17 protein-coding genes are annotated in these 18,653 nt (G+C 66.9%); 14 read left to right on the top strand and 3 right to left on the bottom strand.

Annotation, left to right across the window (positions count from 1 at the left end; genetic code table 11):
* Positions 1-4: 4 nt before the first annotated feature.
* The 3 genes from cobA to AC5Y21_RS15845 are packed head-to-tail and all read left to right on the top strand — an operon-like array spanning position 5 to position 4,645.
* Positions 5-1,210 carry a uroporphyrinogen-III C-methyltransferase gene (gene cobA / locus AC5Y21_RS15835; RefSeq protein WP_499913503.1) on the top strand — a complete coding sequence of 402 codons (1,206 nt, stop codon included), beginning with the start codon at positions 5-7 and terminating at the stop codon, positions 1,208-1,210.
* Positions 1,211-1,243: 33 nt separating this feature from the next.
* Positions 1,244-2,836, top strand: a complete 1,593-nt coding sequence (locus AC5Y21_RS15840) for an MFS transporter (RefSeq protein ID WP_499913505.1) — start codon at positions 1,244-1,246, stop codon at positions 2,834-2,836.
* A gap of 60 nt (positions 2,837-2,896) precedes the next feature.
* The gene (locus AC5Y21_RS15845) at positions 2,897-4,645 is read left to right on the top strand and encodes a proline--tRNA ligase (RefSeq protein ID WP_499913507.1); all 1,749 of its coding nucleotides are present in this window, start codon (positions 2,897-2,899) and stop codon (positions 4,643-4,645) included.
* A 15-nt stretch (positions 4,646-4,660) separates the two neighbouring features.
* On the opposite strand, the gene AC5Y21_RS15850 is transcribed toward AC5Y21_RS15845, so the two are convergent.
* On the bottom strand, positions 4,661-5,161 hold the full coding sequence (locus AC5Y21_RS15850) for a ferritin-like domain-containing protein (RefSeq protein WP_499913509.1): 501 nt from the start codon (positions 5,159-5,161) through the stop codon (positions 4,661-4,663).
* Entirely contained in the window at positions 5,158-5,694 is a 537-nt protein-coding gene (locus AC5Y21_RS15855; RefSeq protein WP_499913511.1) for a hypothetical protein, read from the bottom strand. The genes AC5Y21_RS15850 and AC5Y21_RS15855 overlap by 4 nt, the downstream gene beginning before the upstream one ends.
* Before the next feature lie 162 nt (positions 5,695-5,856).
* Between AC5Y21_RS15855 and rimP the strand changes: the two genes are divergently transcribed.
* The 11 genes from rimP to AC5Y21_RS15910 all read left to right on the top strand — a co-directional run bounded on the left by rimP (position 5,857) and on the right by AC5Y21_RS15910 (position 17,828).
* On the top strand, positions 5,857-6,441 hold the full coding sequence (rimP, locus tag AC5Y21_RS15860) for a ribosome maturation factor RimP (protein ID WP_499913513.1): 585 nt from the start codon (positions 5,857-5,859) through the stop codon (positions 6,439-6,441).
* Complete coding sequence (nusA, locus tag AC5Y21_RS15865; protein ID WP_499913515.1) at positions 6,438-7,481, top strand: transcription termination factor NusA; 1,044 nt, start codon at positions 6,438-6,440, stop codon at positions 7,479-7,481. The genes rimP and nusA overlap by 4 nt, the downstream gene beginning before the upstream one ends.
* A gap of 177 nt (positions 7,482-7,658) precedes the next feature.
* Positions 7,659-7,913 (top strand): YlxR family protein, encoded by a 255-nt coding sequence (locus AC5Y21_RS15870; RefSeq protein WP_499913647.1) that lies wholly within the window; start codon positions 7,659-7,661, stop codon positions 7,911-7,913.
* 75 nt (positions 7,914-7,988) lie between these two features.
* On the top strand, positions 7,989-10,736 hold the full coding sequence (gene infB, locus AC5Y21_RS15875; protein ID WP_499913517.1) for a translation initiation factor IF-2: 2,748 nt from the start codon (positions 7,989-7,991) through the stop codon (positions 10,734-10,736).
* Complete coding sequence (rbfA, locus tag AC5Y21_RS15880; RefSeq protein WP_499913519.1) at positions 10,736-11,242, top strand: 30S ribosome-binding factor RbfA; 507 nt, start codon at positions 10,736-10,738, stop codon at positions 11,240-11,242. The genes infB and rbfA overlap by 1 nt, the downstream gene beginning before the upstream one ends.
* Complete coding sequence (locus AC5Y21_RS15885; protein ID WP_499913521.1) at positions 11,217-12,227, top strand: DHH family phosphoesterase; 1,011 nt, start codon at positions 11,217-11,219, stop codon at positions 12,225-12,227. The genes rbfA and AC5Y21_RS15885 overlap by 26 nt, the downstream gene beginning before the upstream one ends.
* A complete protein-coding gene (locus AC5Y21_RS15890) occupies positions 12,193-13,563 on the top strand; it encodes an MATE family efflux transporter (protein ID WP_499913649.1) in 1,371 nt (456 codons plus the stop codon). The genes AC5Y21_RS15885 and AC5Y21_RS15890 overlap by 35 nt, the downstream gene beginning before the upstream one ends.
* 117 nt (positions 13,564-13,680) lie before the next feature.
* A complete protein-coding gene (locus AC5Y21_RS15895; protein ID WP_499913524.1) occupies positions 13,681-14,592 on the top strand; it encodes a carbohydrate ABC transporter permease in 912 nt (303 codons plus the stop codon).
* Positions 14,589-15,434: a carbohydrate ABC transporter permease gene (locus AC5Y21_RS15900; protein ID WP_499913526.1), complete on the top strand. Its 846-nt coding sequence runs from the start codon at positions 14,589-14,591 to the stop codon at positions 15,432-15,434. Before AC5Y21_RS15895 ends, AC5Y21_RS15900 begins: the two co-directional genes overlap by 4 nt.
* A gap of 2 nt (positions 15,435-15,436) precedes the next feature.
* On the top strand, positions 15,437-16,738 hold the full coding sequence (locus tag AC5Y21_RS15905; protein WP_499913529.1) for an ABC transporter substrate-binding protein: 1,302 nt from the start codon (positions 15,437-15,439) through the stop codon (positions 16,736-16,738).
* Positions 16,739-16,742: 4 nt separating this feature from the next.
* The gene (locus tag AC5Y21_RS15910) at positions 16,743-17,828 is read left to right on the top strand and encodes an ABC transporter ATP-binding protein (RefSeq protein WP_499913531.1); all 1,086 of its coding nucleotides are present in this window, start codon (positions 16,743-16,745) and stop codon (positions 17,826-17,828) included.
* 1 nt (position 17,829) lies between these two features.
* Here the strand turns inward: AC5Y21_RS15910 and AC5Y21_RS15915 are convergent, their stop codons facing one another.
* Complete coding sequence (locus AC5Y21_RS15915) at positions 17,830-18,579, bottom strand: enoyl-CoA hydratase (protein ID WP_499913533.1); 750 nt, start codon at positions 18,577-18,579, stop codon at positions 17,830-17,832.
* Positions 18,580-18,653: the final 74 nt, after the last annotated feature.

Below are 18,653 nucleotides of genomic sequence, written 5' to 3' on the forward strand. Positions count from 1 at the left end.
CCCGGTGACTGAGAGCCCCTACCTGGTGGGCCTGCGACTGGCCGGCAAGAAGGTCGTCGTGGTCGGTGGCGGCACGGTCGCCCAGCGCCGGTTACCGCTGCTCATCGCCAGCGGCGCGGACGTACACGTCATATCTCGCAGCGCGACCCGCGCGGTCGAGGCGATGGAAGGCATCAGCCTGTCGGTGCGTGAATATCGCGACGGCGATCTCGACGACGCCTGGTACGCGATCGCGGCAACCGATGACCCGGAGGTGAACGCGGCCGTCGTCGCCGAGGCCGATCGCCGTCGGGTCTTCTGTGTCCGCGCCGACATCGCGCTCGAAGGGACCGCGGTGACGCCGGCTTCGTTCAGCTATGCCGGGCTGTCGGTCGGAGTGCTGGCCGGTGGTGAGCACCGCCGGTCGGCGGCCATCCGTTCGGCCATCCGCGAGGCATTGCAAACGGGCGTCATCACCCCGGAAAGCGCAGAGAGTTCCGACGTGGTGCGTGGCGGGGTGGCGCTGGTCGGGGGCGGCCCCGGCGACCCAGAACTCATCACGGTGCGCGGCCGTCGCCTGCTGGCCCAGGCCGACGTCGTGGTCGCCGACCGGCTGGCGCCGCCCGAGCTGCTTGCCGAGCTGCCGCCGCACGTCGACGTCATCGACGCGGCCAAGATCCCGTACGGCCGGGCGATGGCACAGGACGCCATCAACACCGTCATGATCGAGCGCGCCCGCGCCGGCAACTTCGTCGTCCGCCTCAAAGGGGGCGATCCATTCGTGTTCGCGCGTGGATATGAAGAAGTACTGGCATGCGTCGACGCCGGAATTCCGGTCACCGTGGTGCCAGGTGTGACGAGCGCCATAGCTGTGCCCGCTTTAGCGGGCGTTCCGGTCACTCACCGGGCCATAAATCACGAATTTGTGGTGGTCAGCGGCCATCTGGCACCCGACCACCCCGAATCGTTAGTGAATTGGAACGCACTGGCGGCAATGTCCGGCACGATTGTTTTGCTGATGGCGGTCGAGCGCATCGAACTTTTCGCCGACGCGCTGCTGAAAGGCGGCCGACCTGCGGATACGCCGGTACTGATCGTCCAACACGGAACCACGGCCGCTCAGCACACATTGCGGGCGACTCTCGCCGACACGCCGGAGAAGGTCCGGGCCGAGGGGATCCGACCTCCCGCGATCATCGTGATCGGGCCGGTGGCGGCGTTCGCCGTTTAAACAATTCTTAAGATTACTGTAAGGTAACCCGTTATGACGGCTCTCAACGACACAGAGCGCGCGGTCAATAATATGACGTCTGCGCGCCCCGATCGTCCGGCCAAGGAGCGCACCGCGCGCCCGGCGGAGACCGCCCCAGAACGTACGAGCAGGTATTACCCGGCTTGGCTGCCCTCCCGTCGCTTTATTGCCGCAGTCGTCGCGATCGGTGGAATGCAGCTGCTGGCGACCATGGACAGCACCGTCGCCATCGTCGCGCTTCCTAAGATTCAGAACGAGCTGAGTCTGTCCGACGCGGGCCGCAGCTGGGTGATCACCGCCTACGTGCTGACGTTCGGCGGGCTGATGCTGCTCGGCGGCCGCCTCGGCGACACCATCGGGCGCAAGCGCACCTTCATCGTCGGCGTCGCGCTGTTCACCATCTCCTCGGTGCTGTGCGCGGTTGCCTGGGACGAGGTCACGATGGTCATCGCCCGGTTGTCACAGGGCGTGGGCTCGGCCATCGCATCGCCCACTGGGCTGGCGCTGGTAGCAACCACATTCCCCAAGGGGCCCGCGCGTAATTTCGCGACGGCGGTGTTCGCCGCGATGACCGCGGTCGGCTCGGTGATGGGTCTGGTGGTCGGCGGGGCGCTGACCGAGTGGTCCTGGCGGCTGGCCTTCCTGGTGAACGTGCCGATCGGTCTGCTGATGATCTACCTGGCCCGCACCGCCCTGCGGGAAACCAACCGGGAGCGAATGAAGCTGGACGCAGCCGGGGCCATGCTGGCCACACTGGCGTGCACCGCAGCCGTCTTCGCCTTCTCGATGGGTCCGGAAAAGGGCTGGGTCTCGCTCACCACCATCGGTTCGGGCGTGGTGGCCCTGGCTGCCGCCATAGCTTTCGTGATCGTCGAGCGCACCGCCGAAAACCCCGTCGTGCCATTCCATTTGTTCAAGGACCGCAACCGGCTGGTCACATTCACTGCGATCTTCCTCGCCGGCGGACTCATGTTCAGCCTCACCGTGTGCATCGGGCTTTACGTGCAGGACATCCTCGGCTACAGCGCGCTGCACGCGGGCGTCGGCTTCATTCCGTTCGTTATCGCGATGGGAATCGGCCTTGGTGTGTCCTCGCAGCTGGTGTCACGGTTTTCGCCGCGGGTGCTGACCATCGGCGGGGGAATCCTGCTGTTCTGGGCGATGATTTACGGCTGGGCGTTCATGCACCGGGGCGCCGCCTACTTCCCCAACCTGGTGCTGCCGATCGTCGTCGGCGGCATCGGGATCGGCATGGCCACCGTCCCGCTGATGCTGTCGGCGATCGCCGGTGTCGGCTTCGACCAGATTGGCCCGGTGTCGGCGATCGCACTGATGCTGCAGAGCCTGGGCGGCCCGCTGGTGCTGGCCGTCATCCAGGCCGTGATCACCTCGCGCACCTTGTACCTGGGCGGTACCACCGTGCCGGTGAAGTTCATGAACGACCTCCAACTGCACGCCCTCGACCAGGGTTATACCTATGGCCTGCTGTGGGTGGCCGGGGTGGCCGTCATCGTCGGCGGCGCGGCGCTGTTCATCGGCTACACACCCGACCAGGTTGCCCACGCACAGGAAGTCAAGGACGCGATCGACGCCGGCGAGCTGTAGCCGTCATCATCTTCGCCGCCCCCGCGGCACGTCTTCTCGCAACCGTTAGGCTTGCCCGCTGTGGTCACCCGGATGTCGAAACTGTTCCTGCGCACCCTGCGTGACGATCCCGCCGACGCCGAAGTCCCCAGCCACAAGCTGCTGATCCGAGCCGGTTACATCCGGCCGGTCGCGCCCGGCCTGTACAGCTGGCTCCCGCTCGGGCTGCGGGTGCTGCGCAACATCGAACGCGTGGTCCGCGAGGAGATGAACGCCATTGGCGGACAGGAGATCCTGTTCCCCGCCTTAATGCCACGGGCGCCATACGAGACCACCAACCGGTGGACGGAATACGGCGAGGGCGTGTTTCGGCTCAAGGACCGTCGCACCAACGACTACCTGCTGGGCCCGACGCATGAAGAGGTCTTCACCCTGACCGTCAAGGGTGAGTACAGCTCCTACAAGGACTTTCCGCTGACCTTGTACCAAATTCAGAACAAATACCGGGACGAGGCGCGTCCGCGGGCCGGCATCCTGCGCGCCAGGGAATTCGTCATGAAGGACTCGTACTCCTTCGATATCGACGACGCCGGGCTCAAGGCTGCCTATCGCGCGCACCGCGAGGCCTACCAGCGCGTCTTCGATCGGCTGAAGCTGCGATACGTCATCGTGTCTGCCGTGTCCGGCGCGATGGGCGGCAGTGCCTCCGAAGAGTTCCTGGCCGAGAGTCCGGTCGGTGAGGACACTTTCGTGCGGTGCATAGAGTCCGGCTACGCGGCCAACGTCGAAGCGGTCATCACCGCCCGCCCGGAGGCCCTGCCCACCGATGGCTTGCCCGAGGCGGTAGTGCACGACACCGGCGACACGCCGACCATCGCGACCCTGGTGGCCTGGGCAAACGAGGCCGGCCTGGGCCGCGACGTCACCGCCGCGGACACCCTGAAGAACGTCCTGCTCAAGGTCCGCCGGCCCGGCGGTGACTGGGAATTGCTGGCCATCGGCGTGCCGGGTGACCGCGAGGTCGACGACAAGAGGCTGGCTGCGTCGCTGCATCCTGCCGACTTCGCCTTCCTCGGCGACGAAGACTTCGCCAGGCACCCGTTCCTGGTCAAGGGATATATCGGCCCGAAAGCGCTGCGGGACAATGGTGTTCGTTATCTGGTGGATCCGCGCGTGGTCGACGGCAGCAGCTGGATCACCGGAGCCGACCAACCCGGCCGCCACGTCGTCGGCTTGGTGGCCGGCCGCGACTTCACCGCCGACGGCACCATCGAGGCCGCCGAGGTCCGCGAAGGCGATCCCTCCCCGGACGGTGCCGGCCCATTGGTGTCGGCGCGTGGCATCGAGATCGCGCACATCTTCCAGCTCGGCCGCAAATACACCGATGCCTTCGCCGTCGACGTACTCGGCGAGGACGGCAAGCCGGTACGCCCGACCATGGGCTCCTACGGCCTGGGGGTGTCGCGACTGGTTGCCGTCGTCGCCGAACAGCACCATGACGAACTGGGCCTGCGCTGGCCGTCGTCGATCGCGCCGTTCGGTGTGCACCTGGTGATCGCCAACAAGGACGCCGAGGCCCGCGCCGGCGCCGCCGAACTGGCCGACCAACTGGATCGGCTCGGCGTCGAAGTGCTGCTCGATGACCGTCAGGCCTCGCCGGGCGTCAAGTTCAAGGACGCCGAGCTGCTGGGCATGCCCTGGATCGTCGTGGTGGGGCGCGGCTGGGCCGACGGCGTGGTCGAGCTGCGGGACCGCTTCACCGGTCAGACCCGCGAATTGCCCACCGGCGCCTCGCTGGCCGCCGATATCGCCGCCGCCGTCAGCGGTTAGCCCGGCTATTCCCGGTTATTCGTTGCCGCCCGGGAATCCTGCGGTGATGGGCCAGGCTCCCAGCACCCGGTTCCATCGGGCGGCCATGACCGCGCTCTGGGTCAGGGCAGTGGACGCAAAGGCACGGTCACTCGCGGTGTCGGCGTGCTCGATGACCGCGCGCCAGGCCGTCGCGCCGTCGTTCTCCATCCGCACGGCCAGGCGCGCCGCGTCGGCCGCGCTGGCCACCAGCAACGGCAACTGGTAGCCGGCCGCGGCGACCGGGGGAGTGACTTTGCGGGCGTCCAGCATGGCGATGACGTCGTCGCGACGTTGCCGGTGTTGCAGCAGCGCTTCCACCACCAGGTCGTTGACGCCCGGCGGCGACAGCGCGGACACGATGCCGTAGCCGTAGATGGTCGAGTGTTCGATGGCGAGGGCGTCCGTCAGCGCCGTGACCTCGGCGTCTTTGCCACCGGCTGGGCCGGTGGGAGACCGCTTCGGCGTGCCGCCCGGAGTGGGTTCGGCCGAGGTCATATCGAGGGACCTCCCGGCACCAGCGCAACCGTGTAGGAAGCGGTGCAGGAAGCGGCGATGGAGGCCAGCAGCCCGGCCCGGTAGCCCGACGAGGTGGACACCAGCCGGCTGGCGCTTTCGGCTGACGCGCGCAGCGCATCGATCACGTCGGAGACGGGTGGCGGCGGAGGCGGAGCCTGTGAAGTTGCAGCCTGGCCGGTGGGACTGGGGCTGGTCGTTTCGCTCGATGAGGCGGAGAGCTTGCCGGCGGCGCGGGCGATCTCCGTGGACAGTGCACGGGCGTGCGCGGCCCGCTGGGTGGCGACCACGGTCAGCGCCGCGGCGATCTGCGGCGGGCTGCCGACGGCGTCCGCAGCGGCGGAGGCGAGCGAGGTGTCGCGTCTGGCCTGGTCTAAGGGCCCCAGCAGCTCTTCGACGGCGGGGGGCTTGGGCGGGGGCTCACCGCAGGCGGATGCGGCCACCCCAAGCACAGCGAGAGCGGCGCCACCGGCGAGCACACCCCGCCTGTTGATGACGGGTCCTGTGCTGGGCACCCCAACATCCTGCCATTGGGGACTCAGAAGGGACGACTAGGCGCGATCAGGCAGCGGCGAAGCGGGACTCATCGACCACACGACGACGACCTCAAGGACGACCTGAAGATGTCCTCGTTCGAGCTTGCTTCTGGCGTATCGTTGGCGATTGGACCTCGATAGATGCAGACAACTCAAGATGAGGAGCTCGCCGTGGCGACGGTGTTGCCGTCACAGAAGCAGGTGATAGAGCTGCTCGATGACGAGTTCGCGCGCGCCGGCTTCGAGATCGAAGACGTGGTCGTTCAAGCAACCGCGCGGCCGCCGCGCATCACCGTCGTCGCCGACGGTGACGTTCCGCTGGATTTGGACACCATCGCGTCGTTGTCCCGGTCGGCGTCCGGCCTGCTCGATGCGGGCGCCGAGGTCAAAGGACACTACATCCTCGAAGTCAGTTCGCCCGGCGTCGATCGGCCGCTCACCTCGGAAAGGCACTTCCGCCGGGCCCGCGGACGCAAGGCCGACGTGACATTGACCGACGGCTCCGAAGTCACCGTTCGACTCGGCGACGTCGTCGACGATCAGGTACGGGTGGTGGTCTGCGGCGATCGCGGCGCCAAACCCGCCGTGCGGCAGATTCCCCTCGACGAAATTGCGAGCGCGGTGGTCCAGGTGGAGTTTGGCCGGCCGGATCCACGCGAGATGGAACTCCTCTTCGAGGGGAAATTGCGCAGTGGCAGTGGTGGTGCTGAGGAGGGCGGCGGATGAACATCGACATGGCCGCATTGCATGCGATCGAGGTGGACCGTGGCATCTCGGTCAATGAGCTACTGGAAACGATCAAATCCGCGCTACTGACCGCATACCGCCACACCCAGGGTCACCAGACCGACGCACGCATCGAGATCGACCGCAAGACCGGCGTCGTCCGCGTGATCGCGCGGGAGGTGGACGCCGACGACAACCTCATCAGCGAATGGGACGACACTCCTGAGGGCTTTGGCCGTATCGCCGCCACTACCGCCCGTCAGGTGATGCTGCAGCGATTCCGCGATGCCGAAAATGAGCGCACTTACGGCGAGTTCTCCACCCGTGAGGGCGAGATCGTCGCAGGAGTCATCCAGCGCGACAGCCGGGCCAACGCCCGCGGCCTGGTCGTTGTCCGGCTCGGCACCGAGAGCAAGGCCTCCGAGGGTGTGATCCCGTCCGCCGAGCAGGTTCCCGGTGAGAGCTACGAACACGGCAACCGCGTGCGCTGCTACGTGGTCGGTGTGACTCGCGGCTCCCGTGAGCCGCTGATCACGTTGTCGCGTACCCACCCCAACCTGGTGCGCAAGCTGTTCTCGCTGGAAGTGCCCGAGATCGCCGACGGATCGGTGGAGATCGTGGCGGTGGCCCGAGAGGCCGGTCACCGGTCCAAGATCGCGGTCGCGTCGCGTGTCCCGGGCCTGAACGCCAAGGGTGCCTGCATCGGTCCGATGGGGCAGCGGGTTCGCAACGTGATGAGCGAGCTGTCCGGCGAGAAGATCGACATCATCGACTACGACGACGACCCGGCCCGTTTCGTCGCCAACGCGTTGTCACCCGCCAAGGTGGTCTCGGTGTCGGTCATCGACCAGACCGCCCGGGCCGCCCGCGTGGTGGTTCCCGATTTCCAGCTGTCGCTGGCGATCGGCAAGGAAGGGCAGAATGCGCGGCTGGCGGCCCGGCTCACCGGCTGGCGCATCGACATCCGGGGTGACTCGCCGGCGCATCCGGAGAGCCAGCCCGAACACGGCGCCAGCCACGGGATGGCGCACGAGCGCTAGTCCCTGACGACGAGCCGAGACGTCGCCCTCCACCGGATTCTGACCACTGCTCCGGTGACGCTAGACTGAGCCGTGATCCAGCGCGAGCCTTCGGCCCTGGCGCACAGACACACAGATGGACCCGTGCGGACGTGTGTTGGGTGCCGAAAGCGAGAGTTGGCTGTCGAACTGCTTCGAGTGGTTGCCGCGTCGACGGGGAACGGCGAATACGTCCTGATCGTTGACGCAGCAAGAAGCCTGCCGGGGCGGGGTGCGTGGCTGCATCCCCTACCGCAGTGCGTGCAACAAGCGGTAAGGCGGCGGGCTTTCAGCAAAGCGTTGCGCATCGCCGGTTCACCGGACACATCCGCGGTGGTCGAGCACATTGAGCTTTTCAGTGCCCGATCTGCCCCGGCAACAGAACAGGTAGCAAAGAACATGAGCACACCGTGAAGTCCCGATGACTCCCACCCCTAGCTAGCCCCCGAGGCGCGGCCCACGACTGTCGCCTCATAGACAGGAGATGTAGTGGCAGGTAAGGCCCGCGTACACGAGTTGGCCAAGGAACTCGGTGTAACCAGCAAGGAAGTTCTCGCCCGGCTGAACGAACAGGGCGAATTCGTCAAGTCCGCATCGTCGACGGTGGAGGCTCCCGTCGCTCGCCGGCTGCGCGAGTCGTTCGGTGGCAGCAAGCCCGCCCCGGAGAAGGCTGCAGACAAGGCCCCGGACGCAGCCAAGGGCAAGCCCGTCGACAAGTCGCTCGACAGCGCCCTGGACAAGGCAATCGACAAGGCCGTCGGCAACGGCGAGGCCGCGAAGACCGACTCGGGCGGCGTGGCAACCGCGCCCCCGACGCCGGCCGACGAGGCGCCGGCACCCGGCCCCCGGCCGGGAGCGCAGAGCCCCGGGCAGCCGCCCGCCCATCCGGCGCCCCACGCCGGCACGACGCCCGGCGCCCGTCCCGGCCCGGCGCCGAAGCCGGGGGTTCGTCCCCCCCGGGTCGGCAACAATCCGTTTTCGTCGGCGCAACCCGTCGACCGGCCAATCCCGCGTCCGCCGGCGCCCCGCCCCGGTGCGCCCCGGCCGGGCGCCCCACGACCGGGCGCTTCACCCGGCAGCATGCCGCCGCGTCCCGGTGGTGCCGGTGGACCGGTCCGTCCGGCCCGTTCCGGCGCGCCGCGGCCCGGCGGGGGGCGGCCCGGTGGGCCCGGTGGTGGCCGCACCGACGGTGGTGGAGGTAACTACCGAGGCGGCGGCGGAGTAGGCGCCGCGCCCGGCGGCGCTCCCGGAGGTTATCGGGGCCGTCCCGGGGGCGGCGGTCCAGGTGGCGGCGGTGGCCGTCCCGGCCAGCGTGGTGGCGCCGCGGGCGCGTTCGGGCGTCCCGGCGGTGCGCCCCGTCGTGGCCGCAAGTCCAAGCGGGCAAAACGCGCCGAGTACGAAAACATGCAGGCACCGGTAGTCGGCGGTGTGCGATTGCCGCACGGCAACGGCGAGACGATCCGGTTGGCGCGGGGAGCATCGCTGTCCGACTTCGCCGAAAAGATCGACGCCAACCCGGCTGCGCTGGTGCAGGCGCTGTTCAACCTCGGCGAGATGGTGACCGCCACCCAGTCGGTGGGCGACGAGACGCTCGAGCTGCTGGGCAGCGAGATGAACTACGTCGTCCAGGTCGTCAGCCCCGAGGACGAAGACCGCGAGTTGCTGGAATCCTTTGACCTCTCCTATGGAGAAGACTCCGGGGACGAAGGCGATTTACAGGTCCGTCCGCCGGTGGTGACGGTCATGGGTCACGTCGACCACGGGAAAACCCGACTGCTGGACACCATCAGAAAGGCCAACGTCCGCGAGGAAGAGGCCGGCGGTATCACCCAGCACATCGGTGCCTATCAGGTCGGGGTCGACCTCGACGGCGACGAGCGGCTGATCACCTTCATCGACACCCCGGGTCACGAGGCGTTCACCGCCATGCGTGCCCGCGGCGCCAAGGCCACCGACATCGCGATCCTGGTGGTCGCGGCCGACGACGGCGTCATGCCGCAGACGGTTGAGGCGATCAACCACGCCCAGGCCGCGGACGTGCCCATCGTGGTGGCGGTGAACAAGATCGACAAGGAGGGCGCCGACCCGGCCAAAATCCGCGCGCAGCTTACCGAATACGGTTTGGTGGCAGAGGATTTCGGTGGCGACACCATGTTCGTCGATATCTCCGCCAAGCAGGGCACCAACATCGAGGCGCTGCTCGAAGCGGTCGTGCTGACCGCCGACGCGGCGCTGGACCTGCGGGCCAACCCCGACATGGAGGCCCAGGGTGTGGCCATCGAGGCGCACCTGGACCGCGGCCGCGGCCCAGTGGCCACCGTGCTGATTCAGCGCGGCACGCTGCGCGTCGGCGACTCGGTGGTCGCCGGCGACGCCTACGGCCGCGTCCGCCGCATGGTCGACGAGTTCGGCGACGACGTCGAAGCCGCACTCCCGTCGCGTCCGGTGCAGGTTATCGGCTTCACGTCGGTGCCCGGTGCGGGTGACAACTTCCTGGTCGTCGACGAGGACCGCATCGCCCGCCAGATCGCGGACCGGCGCAGCGCCCGCAAGCGCAACGCGCTTGCCGCGCGTTCCCGCAAGCGGATCAGCCTGGAGGACCTGGACTCGGCGTTGCGGGAGACCAGCCAGCTGAACCTGATCCTCAAGGGCGACAACGCCGGTACGGTCGAAGCCCTGGAAGAAGCCCTGATGGGTATCCAGGTCGACGACGAGGTGGTGCTGCGCGTCATCGACCGCGGCGTCGGTGGCATCACCGAAACCAACGTCAACCTGGCGTCGGCCTCGGACGCGGTGATCATCGGCTTCAACGTGCGCGCCGAAGGCAAAGCAACGGAGCTGGCCAACCGCGAAGGCGTGGACATCCGCTACTACTCGGTCATCTACCAGGCGATCGACGAGATCGAGAAGGCCCTGCGCGGCATGCTCAAGCCGGTCTACGAGGAGAACCAGCTGGGTCGTGCCGAGATCCGCGCGCTGTTCCGTTCTTCGAAGGTCGGCCTGATCGCCGGCTGCCTGGTCACCTCCGGTGTAGTGCGCCGCAACGCCAAGGCCCGGCTGTTGCGGGACAACATCGTGGTCGTCGAGAACCTTTCGATCGTGTCGCTGCGACGGGAGAAGGACGACGTGACCGAGGTTCGCGACGGCTTCGAATGCGGTATGACGCTGGGCTACTCCGACATCAAGGAAGGCGACGTCATCGAGTCCTACGAGCTGGTCCAGAAGGAACGCGCGTAATGGCCGACCCGGCCCGCGCGCGCCGGCTGGCCAAGCGGATCAACACGATCGTCGCGAACGCGATCGAGTTCGAGATCAAGGATCCCGGGCTGGCCGGGGTGACCATCGTCGATGCGAAGGTGACCGCTGACCTGCACGACGCGACGGTGTACTACACGGTGATGGGGTCGTCGCTGGACGAAGAGCCGGATTACGCCGTTCCGGCGGCCGCGCTGGAGCGGGCCAAGGGCGCGCTGCGCACCAAGGTCGGCGCGGGCACCGGTGTGCGATTCACTCCCACCCTGACCTTCACCCGGGACACGACGTCGGACAGCGCGCGCCGGATGGAGGAGCTGCTGGCACGCGCCCGTGCCGCCGACGCCGATCTCGCGCGGGTTCGGGTGGGGGCGAAGCCGGCGGGGGAGGCCGACCCATACCGGGCTGCGGGCCCGGAGGGATCACGAGAATCAGAAGAACCGTCAGCTCACCCCGAGGACACCGGTGACGGCGATCGATCCGAAGACTGAGCTGCCGGTCGCCCCGGTCGCGGGGGGACGTGTCGACGCCCTTGGCGCCGTCGAGCTGCTGGCCGCGGCGCAGACCATCGCGGTGATCTGCCACGTCCACCCCGACGCCGACACCATCGGCGCCGGACTGGCATTGGCCTTGGTGCTGGACAAGTGCGGCAAGGACGTCGAGGTCAGCTTCGGCGCGCCGGCGACCCTGCCGGAATCGCTGCGGTCGCTGCCCGGCTGCGAGTTGCTGGTCAGCCCCGATGTGCTGCGCCGCGACGTGGATTTGGTTGTGACCGTTGACGTGCCGAGCCTCAAACGGCTCGGCGCACTGAGTGATCTGGCCGGTGGCGGCCAGCAGCTGCTGGTCATCGACCACCACGCCTCCAACGATTTGTTCGGCACCGCGAACTTCGTTGACCTGTCGGCTGATTCGACCACGATGATGATCGCCGAGCTGCTCGACGCGTGGGAGAAGCCGATCGAACCGGACGTCGCGCATTGCATCTACGCCGGTTTGACGACAGATACCGGCTCGTTCCGCTGGGCCAGTGCCCGCGCGCTTCGGCTGGGCGCGCGGCTGGTCGACCTCGGCGTGGACAACGCCGCGATCAGCCGCACGGTGATGGACAGCCATCCTTTCGGGTGGTTGCCGATGCTGTCGCGGGTGCTGGGCTCGGCGCAGTTGGTGGCCGACGCGGCCGATGGCCGTGGACTGGTCTATGCGGTCGTCGACAACCAGGAGTGGGTCCGCGCGCGTCCCGAGGAAGTCGAGAGCATCGTCGATATCGTGCGCACCACGCAACAAGCCGAAGTGGCGGCGGTGTTCAAAGAGGTTGACCCGCAACAGTGGTCGGTGTCGATGCGCGCCAAGAAGGACGTGGATCTGGCGGCGGTCGCATCCGCGTTCGGCGGTGGCGGCCACCGGCTGGCCGCCGGCTATTCGACCATCGGCTCGATCGATGATGTCGTGGCGTCGCTGCGCGCCGCTCTTGGCTGACCCCGAGCGACCGGCCGCCGGCGGCCGGGAAGTCGTGAAGCTGGCGCTGCCCGCGCTGGGTGTGCTGGCGGCCGAGCCGTTGTACCTGCTGTTCGACACGGCCGTGGTCGGACGTCTTGGCGCGCTGGCGCTGGCGGGCCTGGCCATCGGCAGCCTGGTGCTCGGCATGCTGGGTTCCCAGTTGAACTTCCTGTCCTACGGCACGACGGCGCGCTCGGCGCGCTACTTCGGAGCCGCGGACCGCGCGGCGGCGGTCACCGAAGGCGTGCAGGCGACCTGGCTGGCGCTCGGACTGGGTGGGTTGATCGTCGTCGCGGTGGAGGCGACCGCGGTTCCGTTGGTGGCTGTGATCGCCGGCTCCGGGCCGGGTGGCTCAGGGGGTTCGGCGATCGCGGCCGCGGCTTTGCCGTGGCTGCGGATCGCGATCCTGGGCACGCCCGCGATTCTCGTCTCGCTCGCCGGGAACGGGTGGATGCGAGGAGTGCAGGACACCATGCGTCCACTCCGCTACGTGCTCGCCGGTTTCGGGCTGTCGGGCCTGCTGTGCCCGCTACTCGTCTACGGCTGGTTGGGGTTACCCCGCTGGGGGCTACCCGGTTCTGCGGTAGCCAATTTGATCGGCCAGTGGGTGGCCGCATTGCTGTTCCTGGGTGCGTTGCTCGTCGAGCGGGCACCGCTGCGGCCCGACGGCGCAGTGCTACGCGCTCAACTGGTGATGGGCCGCGACCTGGTGCTGCGGACCTTGTCCTTTCAGGTCTGCTACGTATCGGCCGCGGCGGTCGCGGCGAGGTTCGGCGCTGCGGCGGTCGCTGCGCATCAAGTGGTGCTGCAGCTGTGGAATTTCCTTGCGCTGGTTCTCGACTCACTGGCTATCGCGGCGCAGGCGCTGGTCGGTGCCGCGCTGGGCGCCGGCGATGTCGCGGGTGCCAAGTCGGTGGCGCGGCGGGTGACGGTGTCGTCGTTCGTGGCGGCGGGAATGCTGGCCGCGGTATTCGGGATGGGCGCCCGCGTGTTGCCGAAATTGTTCACCGGCGACCCGTCGGTGCTCGCCGTGATCGGCGTGCCGTGGTGGTTCCTGGTCGCCCAATTACCGCTCGCGGGAATTGTTTTCGCTCTCGACGGGGTGCTGCTGGGCGCGGGTGATGCGGCGTACCTGCGCACCGCGACCGTCGTCAGCGCGCTCGTCGGCTTTCTGCCGCCGATCTGGTTGTCGCTGCTCTACGGCTGGGGACTGGCGGGCATCTGGGCGGGACTGAGCATCTTTGTCGTGTTGCGGCTGATCTTCGTTGGCGTTCGCGCAATATCCGGACGCTGGGCCGTGCCTGGCGCGGCGTAACCGTCGCGAGATCGACGCTAGCGCGAATTTTTGCGAGTGGACTGCACGATAACGTCGATCTCGACGCATAGATCGTGCACTCCCGATCTTTGAGAAATTCGGGGTTACACTGCGCCGGTGACGGCGACGCGGCGGACACGGCGGCAGTCATCGAGAGATCGCGCGCGCGATTACGCGCTGTTCGCCGTCTTGGTGGGCCCCAATGTGGCGTTGCTGCTGGTCTTCATCTACCGTCCGTTGGCCGACAACATCCGGCTGTCGTTTTTCGACTGGAACATCTCCGATCGCAGCGCGCAGTTCGTCGGATTCTCCAACTACGCGGAGTGGTTCACCCGCTCGGACACCCGCCAGATCGTATTCAACACCGCGGTATTCACCACAGCGGCGGTGATCGGGTCGATGGTGTTGGGGCTGGTCCTGGCCATGCTGCTCGATCAACCCTTGCGGGGACGAAACCTGGTGCGCTCGACCGTGTTCGCGCCTTTTGTGATCTCCGGCGCCGCGGTCGGACTGGCGTCCCAGTTCGTCTTCGACCCGCATTTCGGTCTGATCCAAGACCTGTTGCACCGCGTCGGAGTCGGCGTGCCCGACTTCTATCAGGACCCGCACTGGGCGTTGTTCATGGTGACGGTCACCTACGTCTGGAAGAACCTGGGCTACACGTTCGTCATCTATCTCGCGGCGTTGCAAGGAGTGCGCCGAGACCTGTTGGAGGCGGCTGAGATCGACGGCGCCAGCCGGTGGGCCACCTTTTACCGAGTGCTGTTGCCGCAGCTGCGTCCGACGACGTTCTTCCTGTCGATCACCGTGTTGATCAACTCGTTGCAGGTGTTCGACGTGATCAACGTGATGACCCGGGGCGGGCCGCTGGGCACCGGCACCACGACCATGGTGTTCCAGGTGTATCTGGAGACGTTCCGCAACTTCCGGGCCGGCTATGGCGCCACCATCGCCACGATCATGTTCCTTGTCTTGCTGGCCATCACGTACTACCAGGTGCGGGTGATGGATCGAGGGCAACGGCAATGACGGCAGTGAGGTCGGGTCATTTGAGCATTACCCGCCGGGCACTCGGCTATGCAGCGATGCTGCTTGTTGTCGCGCTGATCGCCGGGCCGCTGGTCTTCGTCTTCTTCACGTCGTTCAAGAACCAGCCCGACATCTATTCGCAGCCGACCACCTGGTGGCCGCCGCGCTGGCACCCGCAGAACTACCGCACGGCCACCGGGCAGATCCCGTTCTGGACGTTCCTGCGCAACTCGGTGATCATCACGTCGACGCTGGCCGTGGCGAAGTTCGTGCTCGGTGTGCTCAGCGCATTCGGCCTGGTGTTCGGGCGGTTCCCGGGCAAGAACGCGGTGTTCCTGTTGATCATCGCCGCGCTGATGGTCCCCAACCAGATCACCGTTATCTCTAACTACGCGTTGATCTCCCAAGCCGGTCTGCGCAACACATTTCCAGGCATCATCCTGCCGCTGGCCGGGGTGGCGTTCGGAACCTTCCTGATGCGCAACCACTTTCTCTCGCTGCCGCCCGAGGTCATCGAAGCGGCCGAGATGGACGGCGCGCGTTGGTGGCAGCTCCTGCTGCGGGTGGTGTTACCGCTATCCGGGCCCACCATGGTGGCTTTCGGCATCATCACGGTGGTCAACGAATGGAACGAGTACCTCTGGCCATTCTTGATGTCCGACGACGAATCGGTGGCGCCGCTGCCGGTGGGCCTCACCTTCCTGCAGCAGGCCGAGGGTGTGACGAATTGGGGTCCGGTGATGGCGGTGACGTTGCTGGCCATGCTGCCGATCCTGTTCATCTTCATCGTCTTACAACGACAGATGATCAAGGGCCTCACCTCCGGCGCGGTCAAAGGCTAGCCATGGAGGCCTTGAATCGCAGAAAGTTCCTGTCGCTGGCGAGCGCAGCCGGGTTGGCGACCGGCTGCGCGGGAATGGGTGGCAGCGGTTCGGTGAAATCGGGATCGGGGCCGATTGCGTTCTGGTCCAATCACCCCGGCCAATCCAGCGCGGTGGAACGAGAGCTGATCGGCCGCTTCCAGAGTCAGTTTCCCGGCCTCGAAGTCAAGCTGATCGATGCCGGCAAGGACTACGACGAAGTGGCGCAGAAATTCAATGCTGCGCTCATCGGCACCGACGTGCCCGACGTCGTTGTGCTGGACGACATCTGGTGGTTTCATTTCGCTCTCAGCGGCGTCCTCACCCCGCTTGACGACCTCTTCGGTCAAGTCGGGGTGGACACGTCGGATTACGTCGACACGCTGCTTGCGGACTTCGAGTTCCGCCGAAAGCACTATGCACTGCCTTATGCGCGCTCGACGCCGCTGTTCTACTACAACAAAGACATCTGGGCACGGGCCGGTCTGCCTGACCGCGGACCGCACACCTGGCAAGAGTTCGACGAATGGGGTCCGCAGCTACAGCGAGTCGTCGGTGCCGGGAGATGGGCACACGGTTGGGCCAATGACCAAGGCATTTCCTGGACGTTCGAAGGGCCGAACTGGGCATTCGGCGGCGCCTACTCGGACAAGTGGACGTTGAAGTTCACCGACCCGGCCACGCTGGCGGCGGGCAACTTTCTGCGAAACTCCATCCACGGTAAGGGTTACGCCGCGGTCGCCCACGACCTGGCCAATGAATTCGCCACCGGCATCATGGCCTCGGCCGTGGCGTCGACCGGCGCTCTGGTCGGCATTACCGCCGCGGCCAGGTTCGACTTCGGAGCGGCGCCGCTGCCCCCTGGCCCGGGCGGAGCGCCCGCATGCCCCACCGGTGGCGCGGGGCTGGCGATTCCAAGCAAGCTGTCCGACGAGCGAAAACTGAACGCGCTCAAGTTCATCGCATTCATCACCAGCCCACAGAACACCGCGTATTTCAGCCAGCACACCGGATACCTGGCAGTGCGGAAGTCCGCCGTCGACGATCCCGACGAGCAGAAGTACTTGGCGGACAATCCGCGCGCCCGAGTGGCGCTGGATCAACTCCCGCACACCCGCGCGCAGGACTACGCCCGCGTTTTCCTCCCCGGCGGTGATCGCATCATCTCCGCCGGCCTGGAATCCATCGGACTGAAGGGATCCGACGTGAGCACAACCTTTACCGACATCGACAAACAGCTACAGGTCATCTACGACCGCCAGATCAAGCGGAAGCTACCGAGCTGACGTCATGGCCAGAGTTGAGTATTCCGCAGTCACCCACCGCTACCCCGGTGCCGACACTCCGGCAGTGGACAACTTGGACCTCGACATCGCCGACGGTGAGTTTCTGGTGCTGGTCGGCCCGTCCGGTTGCGGCAAATCCACCACCCTTCGCATGCTCGCCGGGCTGGAATCCGTTGCCAACGGCCGTATCACCATCGACGACGTGGATGTCACACATCTCCCGCCGCGAGCGCGCGACGTCGCAATGGTGTTTCAGAACTATGCGCTCTACCCGAATATGACGGTCGCCGCCAACATGGGGTTCGCATTGCGCAACGCGGGCGTCTCCCGCGCCGATACCCGACAACGGGTGCTCGAAGTCGCCGACATGCTGGAATTGACTGACCTGCTTGACCGTAAGCCGTCCAAGCTATCCGGCGGGCAGCGTCAACGGGTCGCGATGGGACGCGCGATCGTGCGACGGACCCAGGTGTTCTGCATGGACGAGCCGCTGTCGAATCTTGATGCCAAGCTGCGGGTGAGCACCCGGTCGCAGATCTCGGGATTGCAGCGGCGGCTGGGCATTACCACCGTGTACGTCACCCACGACCAGGTGGAGGCGATGACGATGGGCGACCGGGTCGCGGTGCTGAAAGACGGTGTGCTGCAGCAGGTTGACACGCCACGGGCGCTGTACGACGACCCGGTCAACACGTTTGTCGCGACGTTCATCGGGGCGCCCGCGATGAATTTGATCGACGCCACGGTGGCCGACGGTCTGGTGAAATCACCCGATTTGGGGTTGCCGGTTCCCCGCGCCACGGTCCAGCGTCTGCTGGTCGGTGTTCGTCCGGAGTCCTGGGATGTGGTAGCGGCCGGAACCTCCGGAGCTCTGCCGGTGGTGGTCGAGTTGGTTGAGGAGCTTGGGTTCGAATCGTTTGTCTACGCAACGCCCGTCGAGCAGGAGGGGTGGTCGTCACGTGCGGGCCGCATCGTGTTCCGCACCGACCGCCGGACCGCGGTGAGCGTGGGGGACTCATTGTCGATCGTGCCGCACCCTCGCGAGGTCTGTTTCTTCGACGGCCAAACCGGCAACCGCATTCGGGCGTGAGTTAGCGCACCTGCGAACGTCCGCGCTGCAGCACGGCATCGCGGTTGGCGGCGATGTCGTCGCCGCTGGGCCGAAACTGCTTGGCCGCCATCGCTTCCAGCCACAGCCCGCTGCTGGTCTGCGACTCGTCGATGCGATGGTAGGACGCCAACAAGGCCCGTACCGCTTTCTGGTTGTTGCCGACGATGGTCGCAGCCACCTCGCGCGCGGTCGGCAGCAGTTGGTCATGCGGCACCACCTCGGTGACCAGGCCGGCCCGCAGCGCGTCGGCGGCGGACAGATAATCACCGGTCATGCTCATCCGCCGGGCCAACCCCACGCCCAGCTTCTGCGGCAGTCGCACACTCAACCCCCAGGTGGGCAACAGCCCCACCCGGGCGTGGGTGTCGGCGAAGCGCGCCTGCTCGGAGGCGATCACGATGTCGCAGTACAGGACCAGCTCCAGCCCGCCGGTGACCGCGGCGCCGTTGATCGCGCCGATCACCGGCTTGGTCATTGCCGGCCAACGCGGCGAAATGTCCGGCAGCGCCGTCTGCCCGCCCAGTTCTTTGAGGTCCAGCCCTGCGCAGAACACCGGGTCGGCGCCGGTGACGATGACGACGTCCACGCCGTCGTCGGTCTCGGCATCGGCCAGGGCCCCGAAAAACCGATCCCGCAGCGCCGTGGACAGCGCATTGCGGGATTGCGGGCGGTTGAGGGTCAGGGTGCGCACGCGTTCGTCGGTGTCGATCAGCAGGATGTCGTCGCTCATACGGACAACCCTAGGTTGCCGAGCGTGGGCCTTAGGTACGAGAACGGCGCTCAGTTCGTCCGTAGGCCCCACGC

This window comes from Mycobacterium sp. NGS41, assembly GCF_059812725.1.

Excerpts from the sequence above, each read along its gene's own strand:
- AC5Y21_RS15910 (WP_499913531.1), top strand. The coding sequence starts at position 16,743 with ATGGCCAGAGTTGAGTATTCCGCAGTCACCCACCGCTACCCCGGTGCC.
- AC5Y21_RS15905 (WP_499913529.1), top strand. The coding sequence starts at position 15,437 with ATGGAGGCCTTGAATCGCAGAAAGTTCCTGTCGCTGGCGAGCGCAGCC.
- AC5Y21_RS15915 (WP_499913533.1), bottom strand. The coding sequence starts at position 18,579 with ATGAGCGACGACATCCTGCTGATCGACACCGACGAACGCGTGCGCACC.
- rbfA (WP_499913519.1), top strand. The coding sequence starts at position 10,736 with ATGGCCGACCCGGCCCGCGCGCGCCGGCTGGCCAAGCGGATCAACACG.
- AC5Y21_RS15890 (WP_499913649.1), top strand. The coding sequence starts at position 12,193 with ATGTCGTGGCGTCGCTGCGCGCCGCTCTTGGCTGACCCCGAGCGACCG.
- rimP (WP_499913513.1), top strand. The coding sequence starts at position 5,857 with ATGCAGACAACTCAAGATGAGGAGCTCGCCGTGGCGACGGTGTTGCCG.
- AC5Y21_RS15900 (WP_499913526.1), top strand. The coding sequence starts at position 14,589 with ATGACGGCAGTGAGGTCGGGTCATTTGAGCATTACCCGCCGGGCACTC.
- AC5Y21_RS15840 (WP_499913505.1), top strand. The coding sequence starts at position 1,244 with ATGACGGCTCTCAACGACACAGAGCGCGCGGTCAATAATATGACGTCT.
- nusA (WP_499913515.1), top strand. The coding sequence starts at position 6,438 with ATGAACATCGACATGGCCGCATTGCATGCGATCGAGGTGGACCGTGGC.
- AC5Y21_RS15850 (WP_499913509.1), bottom strand. The coding sequence starts at position 5,161 with ATGACCTCGGCCGAACCCACTCCGGGCGGCACGCCGAAGCGGTCTCCC.